The organism is Candidatus Cryosericum hinesii, from assembly GCF_003570985.1.
GTDB lineage: Bacteria > Caldisericota > Caldisericia > Cryosericales > Cryosericaceae > Cryosericum > Cryosericum hinesii.
On record NZ_QXIW01000013.1, the window covers coordinates 1 to 10618 of the forward strand.

At 60.6% G+C, this 10618-nt stretch carries 9 protein-coding genes; 6 read left to right on the forward strand and 3 right to left on the reverse strand.

Annotation, left to right across the window (positions count from 1 at the left end):
• From SMC3_RS02300 to SMC3_RS02320, 5 genes are all read left to right on the forward strand, one after another.
• On the forward strand, positions 1-1738 hold a 1738-nt coding region (locus SMC3_RS02300; RefSeq protein WP_133299370.1), incomplete at its 5' end, for an ABC transporter ATP-binding protein.
• Positions 1739-1838: 100 nt separating this feature from the next.
• Positions 1839-2870, forward strand: a complete 1032-nt coding sequence (locus SMC3_RS02305; protein ID WP_119088284.1) for a bis-aminopropyl spermidine synthase family protein — start codon at positions 1839-1841, stop codon at positions 2868-2870.
• A gap of 17 nt (positions 2871-2887) precedes the next feature.
• A complete protein-coding gene (locus SMC3_RS02310; RefSeq protein ID WP_119088283.1) occupies positions 2888-3331 on the forward strand; it encodes an NUDIX hydrolase in 444 nt (147 codons plus the stop codon).
• Complete coding sequence (locus tag SMC3_RS02315; protein WP_119089774.1) at positions 3306-4832, forward strand: YifB family Mg chelatase-like AAA ATPase; 1527 nt, start codon at positions 3306-3308, stop codon at positions 4830-4832. The genes SMC3_RS02310 and SMC3_RS02315 overlap by 26 nt, the downstream gene beginning before the upstream one ends.
• Positions 4833-4969: 137 nt before the next feature.
• Positions 4970-6106 carry a polysaccharide deacetylase family protein gene (locus SMC3_RS02320; RefSeq protein WP_119088281.1) on the forward strand — a complete coding sequence of 379 codons (1137 nt, stop codon included), beginning with the start codon at positions 4970-4972 and terminating at the stop codon, positions 6104-6106.
• 63 nt (positions 6107-6169) lie between these two features.
• On the opposite strand, the gene SMC3_RS02325 is transcribed toward SMC3_RS02320, so the two are convergent.
• The 3 genes from SMC3_RS02325 to SMC3_RS02335 are packed head-to-tail and all read right to left on the reverse strand — an operon-like array spanning position 6170 to position 9729.
• On the reverse strand, positions 6170-7018 hold the full coding sequence (locus SMC3_RS02325; RefSeq protein WP_119088280.1) for a thiamine pyrophosphate-dependent enzyme: 849 nt from the start codon (positions 7016-7018) through the stop codon (positions 6170-6172).
• Between the two features lies 1 nt (position 7019).
• Positions 7020-8702 carry a 2-oxoacid:acceptor oxidoreductase subunit alpha gene (locus tag SMC3_RS02330; protein ID WP_119088279.1) on the reverse strand — a complete coding sequence of 561 codons (1683 nt, stop codon included), beginning with the start codon at positions 8700-8702 and terminating at the stop codon, positions 7020-7022.
• A gap of 10 nt (positions 8703-8712) precedes the next feature.
• Positions 8713-9729 (reverse strand): NADH:flavin oxidoreductase, encoded by a 1017-nt coding sequence (locus SMC3_RS02335; RefSeq protein ID WP_165846517.1) that lies wholly within the window; start codon positions 9727-9729, stop codon positions 8713-8715.
• 169 nt (positions 9730-9898) lie between these two features.
• Here SMC3_RS02335 and pncB point away from each other — a divergent pair.
• Positions 9899-10618 (forward strand): nicotinate phosphoribosyltransferase (gene pncB, locus SMC3_RS02340; protein ID WP_119089777.1); only part of this gene is annotated, 720 nt, incomplete at its 3' end.

The following is a 10618-nucleotide window of genomic DNA, read 5'->3' on the forward strand; positions in this document are numbered from 1 at the left end:
GCAGCTGGGTATTGACCGCCTCAACGGATATGTCGATGCTCCCCAGCCCTTTGTGTTCAGCGCTCCCCAGCCAGTCTTCCCGGAGGGAACGTATATCATGGATGCATTGTCTCTGCAGCGTTTCTCACCTGAGGAGCATGCCTGGTTGCGTTCCGTCGATGTTGCAGGTATCAAGAGGCTGTCGCTGCTGTTTCTGGCAATTGTCCTCCTGGCATTTGTGGTTGGATACATTAATCGTGTCCTCCTCGAGGTCGTCGGTCAGCGTATTGTCTATGACATCCGGGTGCAGCTCTTTGAGCATGTAGAGCGTTTACCGTTCAGCTTCTTTGACCGCACACCCTCGGGTCGCCTGACCACGCGTGTTACCAATGACATCGAAGCTCTGGCGGACATGTACAGCCAGGCTCTCATCAATATCGTCCGTGACGGATTTCTGCTCGTGGGCGTCACGGTCGTCATGTTCTCCCTTAACGCCTTTCTGACGTGGGTTCTCATGGCAGTGCTCACCGCTGTCGTCATTCTTACGGCGGTCTTTCGGGTTTCCATCCGGAATGCACACCGTGTGGCACGTACCTGCCTTTCACGCATCAACTCATTTATCGCAGAGCGCATCCAGGGCGTGCGCGTTGTTCAGCTCTTTGCCATCGAAGAGAAAGAGAAGAAGAAATTCCAGAAGATCAACGAGTCCTATACGCTGGCACGCCTTCATCTGATGCTCCTGAACGGCGTCTTCCGTCCTCTTGTCGGGGCGCTGGCGACCTTCGCTGTGGCATTGCTGCTTTACTACGGTGGTGGACATATCCTTGCGGGAGCGCTGTCGTTCGGCACACTGGTGACGTTCACGTTCTACACCCAGATCTTCTTCCAGCCGGTCCAGGAGGTTGCTGAGCAATTCGACACGATCCAGCAGGCTATGGCGTCGGCCGAGAAGATTTTCCACATTGTTGATGAACCCCAAGAAGAATATGTGCCGGAGACCTTTGCCGGTGTTGTTCCACACGAGTTCAGTATCGAGTTCCAGGATGTGCACCTCAGTTACACGCCAGGCCAGGAGATTCTCAAGGGTATCAGCTTTAACGTGGAACAGGGTGGATCGGTTGCACTCGTCGGCGCCACCGGCGCCGGCAAGACGTCCATCACCGGGCTGGTCCCACGCTTCTATGGAATTGACAGTGGGCGCGTCCTGCTGGGTGGTGTGGATGTTGCCACTCTTCCCGCCGAATTTCTGCGTCAAAGTGTTGCATTTGTCATGCAGGACGTCTTCATTTTCAGTGGAACGATCCTCCATAATATCGCTCTCTTTGATGAACACCCTGATGAGGAGAAAGCGGCCGAGATCGTCGATTACCTGGGCATGCGGTTCATGAAGGGTCTCGAGGGAGGTCTGCATCACCATCTGTACGAGCGCGGCAACAACTTGTCATCGGGGGAGCGGCAGCTGATTTCCTTTGCCCGGGCGCTGTATTTTGACCCCAAAGTCCTCATCCTCGACGAGGCCACCTCGGACATCGACACCGAGTCCGAAGCCGTGATCCAGGCGGCCATCCGCAAGATCCTCAAGGGTCGTACGAGCATCATCGTCGCGCACCGCCTGTCGACCATTCGCACGGTGGACCGCATTCTCGTGGTACAGAAAGGACAGATCAGCGAATCCGGAACACACGAGGAATTGCTCGAAACGGGTGGCATCTACAAGAATCTCTACGAACTCCAGTCTCTGAGCGAAGAAGAAACCTGACAACCTCGTTCCATGGCGAGGTCCGTCGCCGGAGGGGCTCTTGTTGCATTGTGGAGCATGGTCACGTATAATCTGATGGTTTCAATCTCTGGAGGTACACATGGACAGGACACAGGCGAAGCTGCTACGGGCGTTGATGAAACAGCCTCTCAGTTTCTGGCAACTGGTGGGCAAGCAGGATGACGCCATCCCCGGCTACATCGATGCACTCAAGACGCTCAAAATCAAAGGATACATCGAAGCGAAGGGCGACCTCATCGCTGTAACGAAGGATGGCAAGGACTACGCTCGCACGAACGGCATCGAGAAGGAAGAGTCCATGATGTGCCCGACCTGCAGCGCGACGGGCGTCAAACCGCGCGGTTGGCTCAAGGATATCATGCCGGAGTATGAGACGCTGGCGAAGGGACGTCCGGAGGTCACCGCTGAGTTTGACCAGGGCGTTGTCCCCCTTGTGAAGAACCTTGACCGCATCGCCTACATCTACGAGCGTGGTGATCTTGAGAACAAGAACATCTTCATCCTCGGCGACGACGATCTCCTCAGCATCGGTCTTGCCCTGACCGGCAAGTGCAGGCGAATCACCGTCGTGGAGATCGACAAGCGCGTCAACAGGTTCATCCGCAAGGTCATCAAGGAGAAGGGCTGGACCAACGTCGAGGTCTATGACTATGATGCCCGCGATCCCGTTCCCGAGGAACTGAGGGGCAAGTTCGACGTCTTCATTACCGACCCGGTCGAGACGGTTGAAGGGATGAAGCTCTTCTACTCGCGCTGCTGCGAGGCTCTCAGAGGCAAGAGCTGTTCAGGCTACTTCGGTATCTCGCACTTCGAGTCCGGCCTGGCCAAGTGGATGGGTGTCGAGAAGGATCTCCTCCGCATGAACCTGGTTATCACGGACATCCTCCGTGACTTCAACAATTACCTTCTGACCGGTGAGCGCATCGTCGAGAAGGGCTTCCGTATCGTTACCGAGTCCCCCTTTGACCTCAAGGCGCCCGACTTTGCCTGGTATCGCTCGACCTTCTTCCGTGTCGAGGCAGTCAAGAAGCCACGCCCTCTGATCACCGAGCGCGTGGAATGGGCGCGCGAGCTCTACTTCGACGAGGACACGTTCGTAGCTCTGCCCTGACGGCAGACTGAACAGGCGTGACCCGCAAGAAGGGCGAGGTCACCGAGATCACCGCTGGAGGTATCGTCTTCAACGGTGACAAGGTGCTCGTTCTCAGAAACCTGAAGGGAGTATGGGTCTTCCCGAAGGGGCATGTCGAGCTCGGAGAAAGTCACGAGCAGGCGGCCCTCCGGGAAGTTCTCGAGGAGTCTGGACTCCATGCCCTCATCGTAGGAAAGGCGGGCACGTCGTCGTTTCATTTCTACTCCTATATGGACAGGGCGGTCCATCGGAAGATCGTGTACTGGTTCGAGATGGAGACCGCGGATACACAGGTGACCGTCAATCGCGAACTCAGGATGGGCGTGTTTGTCCAGACGGCGGAAGCCGTGCGCATGCTCAGTTTCCCCAATGACGTCACAAACCTCAAGGCGATTCTGGAACGACGCGCAAACGATGTACGCAACAGTAGCGAGTGTTAGCGTCGTCGGCCTGACGGCTCACCCCGTGCAGGTCGAGGTCGACATCGCCGACGGCCTGCCCGTGTTCACCATCGTGGGGCTCCCGGATGCAACTGTCCAGGAGGCTCGCGAACGCGTCAAGAGCGCCGTCCGGAATGCTGGCTTCCGCTTTCCTGCTCACCGCATCACGGTGAACCTCGCGCCGGCGGATCTTCGCAAGGAAGGCGCGTTCTTCGACCTCCCCGTGGCCATCGGCATCCTCAAGGCGTCCGGCCAGCTCGAGGCCCCACTCGAGGGCTATGTGTTCCTCGGTGAGCTCTCGCTCGAAGGGACGCTCCGCCCCGTCCATGGGGTCCTGCCTGCAGTCGCCGGTCTTGCTGCTGCCGACGGGACGCATACCTATGTCGTGCCGCACCAGAATGTGGGTGAGCTTGCCCTCCTCGAGGGAACGCGCCTGCTGCCCTCTGTCGGTCTCAGCGAAGTGGTGCAGGCAATCGTAGAGGGGCCGGTGATCCTGGTTGTTCCGGCCTATCATCCGCCCGCGGGAGTGGTCGATTCACCGCTGGACTTCGCAGACGTCAAGGGCCAGGCGACGGCCAAGAGAGCCATGGAGATTGCTGCGGCCGGAGGGCACAACATCCTGCTCACCGGTTCGCCCGGGTCGGGCAAGACAATGCTTGCGGAACGGCTGCCGGGTATCATGCCACCGATGATGCGCGAGGAGGTCCTGGAGGTCACGACCGTCTACAGTGCCGCCGGCCTGCTGATGGACGGACAGTCCATGGTAGAACAGCGCCCGTTCCGGCACCCTCACCACACGGCATCGAGCATCGCCGTCATCGGCGGAGGAGCCACGGCGCGCCCGGGTGAGATCTCGCTCGCCGACCGTGGTGTCCTGTTCATGGACGAGCTGCCCGAGTTCCACAGGGATGTCCTGGAGGTCCTGCGTCAGCCCCTCGAGAGCGGTACCGTCACCATCTCACGCGTGCGTCAGACCCTGACGTACCCCGCCCATTTTCTGCTCGTCGCAGCGATGAACCCGTGTCCGTGCGGCTGGTATGGTGATACGACCCATCCCTGCATCTGTTCAGCCTCTGATGTCAGGCGGTATCGCAGCCGGATCAGCGGGCCGCTCCTGGATCGCTTCGACATGGTCCTTTCCATTCCGCGTCTGCAGGCGTCGGAGCTGAGCGAGTTGCATGCAGGCGAGACATCTGCAGCTATCCGTGAGCGTGTCACCCTTGCCCGGGAGCGCGCGCGGGGAGTCCTCGAGGAACGTGGCCTTCGTGCCAACGCCGACCTTTCCGGTCCACAGGTGCGCAAGCTCGTCACGCTAGACCGCGATGCGCAGGCGTTCCTTACCATGGCTGTCACACGGTTCAGCCTCAGCGGACGGGGTTATGACAAGGTCCTCAAGGTCGCTCGCACGATTGCCGACCTGGACGGAGCTCAGCGGGTGCGCGCGGAACACATCAGCGAGGCGCTGCAGTACAGGTCCGCGGGAGTCACCTGGGACGCCTGAGCGTGGGAACTCGACAGCAACAATGCTCGTCTCAGACGTACAGGCCCTGCCGGAAGGTTCCGAGCAGGGCCTGGTTGCTGAATGGCCATCCTCCGCTATACTCGCAATAAGGAGCCGGTCGGGCTGAAGAGGTGGGGATGAACTGCAGGAAGTTGCGTTGGTTTGTGGTTGCGCTCCTCGTGTACTGCTGCGTCGAAGTAGCTCTAGTGCCGGTACCTTCTGCTCAGGCCGTCGATACGACGTCATGGTTCCGCCTGTTGACCGTCGACACCAGCCTCTCCATCTCGCTGAATGGCTCGAAACTGCCAGCTATAGCGATGCGCATCGGGGACACCGTTCTGGTTCCACTGAACGTCCTGCATCAGGCGTGGGGCGCCGTTTATGCGGTGTCACCTGCTGGTTCCGCCCTCACGATCGGGTCCCGGCATGCGTTCTGGAAGGGGATGTCGGCCACATACCGTCTCGACCTCCTCGATTTGCCCTGGAGCGTTGCACCGGTCATGTCGGGCGGCCAGTTGTACATTCCACTGCGGGAGCTGATGGAACCGATGGGAGCCTTTGTGGGGAAGCGGGTCTCGACAGGCGATATGATTGTCGCTTACTCGACGAAGTGGCAGAAGGAACCATGGCTGCGCCAGGGCCAGTTGGCTCAGCTCGAGACGGTCGATCTCACCAACACCAAACTGAAACGTGTCGCGACGACCCGCAAGGTCGTGGCATTCACCTTTGACGACAACTGGGACGCTGTGGCGGCAGTCCGCATCGCCGAGCTGTTCCGCACATACAATGGCCACTGCACCTTCTTCGTCATCGGCACGAACGTCCGCATGCATCCCGGCGCCATACGCACGATGGTGCGGCTCGGAGATGACCTCGGCAACCATACCCTGAGTCATCCCGCTGCGACGGCCACCACGGGTGCCAACTTCGTCAAGCAGATCCAGGCGTGTGAACAGGTTCTGAATGGTATGGGGCTGACCACCCGGCCGTACTTCCGGTTTCCCTATTTCGCCGAAGACAGCCATCTGATAGATGTCGTAACCGACCAGGGATACCTGGTGGTTGGTTCGGCCTGGACCATCGAGGATACGGGACCCAGGCGGTCGGTTGCGTTCAGTGTCGCGACAATCCGGCGGTTCATCAGCCCGGGCGTCATCTTCGTGGCCCACCCCAACAGCATGATGACGTACGAGGCCATGAAAGTGGTTCTCCCGGAGCTGGCGCGCCAGGGCTACAGCTTCGTCTCCATCAGTGAGCTTCTCAGCGGGGGCTGACGGTCGGTGGCTGGGGCAGAGTAAGGCAAGATAATTCTGTTTGAGGAGCCGCGTGCCAGTCGTTCATGCCAATTCTTCCAGCAACGCGTCGTACGGCGCCATGTCGGTTGTCCAGTTCTTCCACAGAGCAGGCTTGCCATGCAGCGCTGGGTGCAGGTCGCCGTAGCTCGGTCGCTCGTGCACGTACAGGACGCCGATCGGGATATGATCGCCCCATTCCAGCGCCTTGGCAAAGGCCGCCTGGCGGTCGGTCGGGTCGTAGTCGTCAGGAAGCTTCTGAACACGTTGCTTGTACCAGCCAAACGTGTTGACCTTGTTGAAGGTTACACACTGCTGCAGCACGTCGACGAGGGCGAATCCATGGTGCCGTATGGCGGCGCGCATGGTAGTGGCCATATGCTCGGGGTCTCCCACGAATGTCCGTGCAACAAAGGAGCAATCCAATGCCACCGCGGTTGCCAACGGGCTGAAGGGCTCCAGCATGACGCCCAGCGTCTGAGCGACGGTCGTCATGCCCATCGAGGTCGTCGGCGACGCCTGCCCCTTGGTGAGACCGTAGATCTGGTTGTCATGGACGATCAGCGTGATGTCGACGTTGCGCCTCATCGCAGCCAGCAGATGGTTGCCTCCTTCGCCGTAGTTGCATCCGTCACCCGAGTGGACGACGACGGTCAGGTCGCCATTCGCGATCTTCGCCGCCTGAGCTACCGGCAAGGCCCGTCCGTGCAGGCCGTTGAGGACGTTGACGCCCTTGAGATACAGGGGCAGTTTGGCTGCCTGGCCGATGCCGGAGACGTACAGGAAGTGGTTTCGCGGGATTTCGCTGGTCTCGAGGATGTGGTCCACGGCGTCCAGCAGGGCGAAGTTGCCACAACCTGGGCACCAGGCGATGTCCATACCATTCTTCCACATGTCAGATCACCTCCAGGTCATGTAGCTTGCCCTCGATGTATGCGGCGCTCAGGGGCCGCCCGTCGTAGCGCAGGACCGAGTGCTCGATACGCTTTCCTGTCTCACGTGCGATCAGTTGTGCGAACTGGGCGGTCGCATTGCCCTCGACGGCGACGACCAGCCGGGCACGTTCCATCTCGGCGAGCAGTCGCTCGGTCCTCAGAGGCCAGACCTCGTTGAAATGGATGAGCCGGAGGTCTGTCGGGTGGTCCAGCACGAGCTCTTCCAGTGCTCCAAAGCTCGAGCCCCATCCGACCAGCAGGGTGGGACCGTTGCCCAGGACGATTGGTTCTTCCATGTCGCCCCGCAGGTCTTGCTGTCTGCGAAGGCGCTTGTTCACCATACGCTCCCGGATATCCAGGTCTTCGGTCAGATGTCCGGACTCATCGTGCTCGTCGCTGTCGACGATCACCGGCCAGTCGGTCTGCAGGGGCACGAGACGCGGCGAAACGCCGGACGGGGTCAGTGCAAACCGTTTGTATGGCTCCTGGTATGAGCCCGGTTCTGCAAGATGCCGGTCCAGATGGACCTCACCGAGGTCCCAGCGTGGCACCGTCACACGCGTGTCCGCCAGTTGCTGGTCAGACAGGATGATGGCGGGGATCTGGTACTTCGACGACAGTTCATACGCCTTCAGTGTCAGTGTGAAGGCGTCTTCTGCCGTGCGCGGCGCGCTGAGATAGCGTACAAATTCGCCGTGTCCAGCATGCAGGACGAACCAGAGGTCACTCTGTTCGGTGCGTGTCGGCAGTCCTGTAGCGGGCGCAGGGCGTTGTGCGTCGACGATGACGATGGGTGTCTCCGTCATGCCGGCCAGAGAGAGTGCTTCGACCATCAGGGCGAACCCGCCGCCGGATGTCGAGACCATTTGCCGTACGCCTGCATAGCTGGCGCCCACGGCCATGTTCGCCGCCGAGATCTCGTCCTCTGCCTGCTCGACGACGATGCCGTACTGCTCTGCATGTGCCGCAAGATAGTTCATGATGCCGGAGCCGGGTGACATTGGATAGCCGGAGTAGAACTTGACGCCTGCGACGATGGCTGCCGCGCCGATCGACTGACTCGCGTTGGCCAGGAGGTGGTGGTTCAGCTTCCGTACCGGCAGTGACCACGCTTCCATGACCGGCTGGGCGTACCCGTCCTCGAGGACCGGCAGGTTCTTCTCCAGGATCTTTGCGGGCAGTTCCTTCCGCGCCACCGCAGTTGCAGTCACGAGGGGGATGCCCAGCATCCGGCACACGGCTCCGAACAGGAAAACGTTGGCAGCGCGGGCGTCGCCCGCCAGAGTTTTTGCGCGTTCAACTGAGGGGACCAGTGTTGTTGCAGGCAGATCGACGCCGGATTTTGTGTCACACAATGTCCGTGTCGACGGTCCCATCTTGGACTCGTGACCATTCCCGGCAAGGTGGTAGGGCACGACGGACGACGCCAGTGGGACGAACAGGTCGATGAGCGGCTGGACAGCGTGGTGCGGTACGTCGGAAGCCCGTATCGTCGTGGCGTCCAACCCGCCGCGGATGCGGCTGTGGTAGCTTTCATCCTGCACGACGTAGTACCCGCGGTCGAACAGGACACGTGCAACGAGCGACCCCAGAGTCTTGACTCCTTGGCCCGCCTCGCCGCTGATGGTGATGGTGATGTCCATGACTGCTCCTTTAGATAGCCTGGTGACCTATCGCTTCCCGGGCCTTGCGCACCCAGTCATGGTCAGCGGCGATGGCGCGGGCGACGCCCACTAGATCGGCTGCTCCACTCTGGATGATCTCCTCTGCGGTTTGTGGCTGTGTGATGCCGCCGGTACAGACGACATGACAGCGGACGGCTGCCGAGACGGCCTCGGCAAACGGCCGGTAATATGCTTCGCCTGTGAGCCCGGCGGGGCGGCTTCCACAGATGCCCGCCGACAGGTCGAGAATGGCGACGCCCGCATCGTCAAGTGCGCGTGCGGCTTCGACACCTTCCGCAATGGTGAGACCCCCTTCGTAGAGTTGAAGGGTGGGCGGGTTGTCTGCGACGCCGAGCCTGACCATGAGCGGCAGGTCCCCATGCACAGCCGCCACGACTTCTTCGATGACCTCGAGCAGCAGGCGCCTTCGCGCTGCCGGTGTCCCGCCGTATGCGTCGGTACGGTGGTTGGTCAGAGGGCTGAGAAACTGCCCCAGCAGGTAGCCGTGCGCGCAGTGGACCTCGACGAAATCGTAGCCGGCTCCCTGGACGCGCGCAGCCGCCGCTCCAAAGGCGCGAATGACTGTGATGATATCGCCGTTCGACATCTCTTCCGGGATCAGGTGCGAAACAGGGTTCTCGATGGCGCTTGGGCCGAGACATCTTCCGGGCATCTCCGCCCGCCGGTTCGACCCGGCATGGCTTATCTGGGCAGTACACAGGGCACCGGCGGCGTGGATCGCTGCCGCGATGGCGGCATGTTCAGACATGCAGGTGTCCGATGCCAACGACATCTGGCGGGGTGAAGCGCGCCCTTCCGGAGCGACATAGGAGTGTTCCACGACGACCAGGGCCACGCCGGTGGCGGCCAATGAGCCGTAATAGCCGGCCGTCGCGGGGCTCGGATGCCCCTCGGCATCCGCCTGCTCGGTTGCCATGGGTGGCAGGACAATACGGTTTGCAAGGCGGACTCCCGCCACGTCCAATTCAGAGAAGAGGTGCTTCATGGTCATCCTCCTGTATGGAATCCAGAGACTTGTATCATGCTGTCATTCTAGAGTCTGTGCGAACCTTTGCAAGGATGGGACTCATGCTGGATGGTGGCCGCAGGGACACATTGAGGCTATACTGAATTATACCGAGCTACCGGCAGCGTGAATTGAGAGGAGCAAAACCATGGATGAACGACGTGGGCAGGCGTATCACCGCAGATTCTCGCCACTCTATACGGACTACTATGAGTATTCCATGACACAGGGTTACTACCTGTCCGGCAAAGGGCGGGACGAGGCCGTGTTCGACATCTTCTATCGGCAGAATCCCTATGGAGGAGGATACGCCATCGCGGCGGGCCTGCGCGACGCCGTCGAGTATGTGCTCAACATGCGCTTCACGTCGGAGGAACTTGGTTACCTGAGTTCGCGCGGGTACAGGGACGACTTTCTCCAGGTTCTCGAGAAGATGCGGTTCACCGGCGACATTACGGCCGTGCCCGAAGGCGAGGTCATCTTCCCGGGCGAACCCATCGTCAGCGTCAAGGGTCCACTCATCGAGACCCAGCTCCTGGAGGGCCTCATCCTCAGCATGGTGAACTTTCAGACGCTTATCGCCACCAAGGCACGTCGTATGGTGTGCGCGGCCGAGGGGAGGAGCATCGTCGACTTCGGTCTCAGACGCGCGCAGGGAGACGGTGGCATGGGCGCCAGCCGGGCGTGCTTCGTGGGCGGCGTCGCTTCGACATCCAACGTCCTTCTGGCATTCGAAGAAGGCGTGCCTGTGGGTGGGACTATGGCCCACAGCTGGATCCAGAGCTTTGACTCGGAGCTGGAGGCATTCCGCGCCTATGCACAGATGCATCCCGACGACGCTGTCCTGCTCCTCGACACCTATGACACC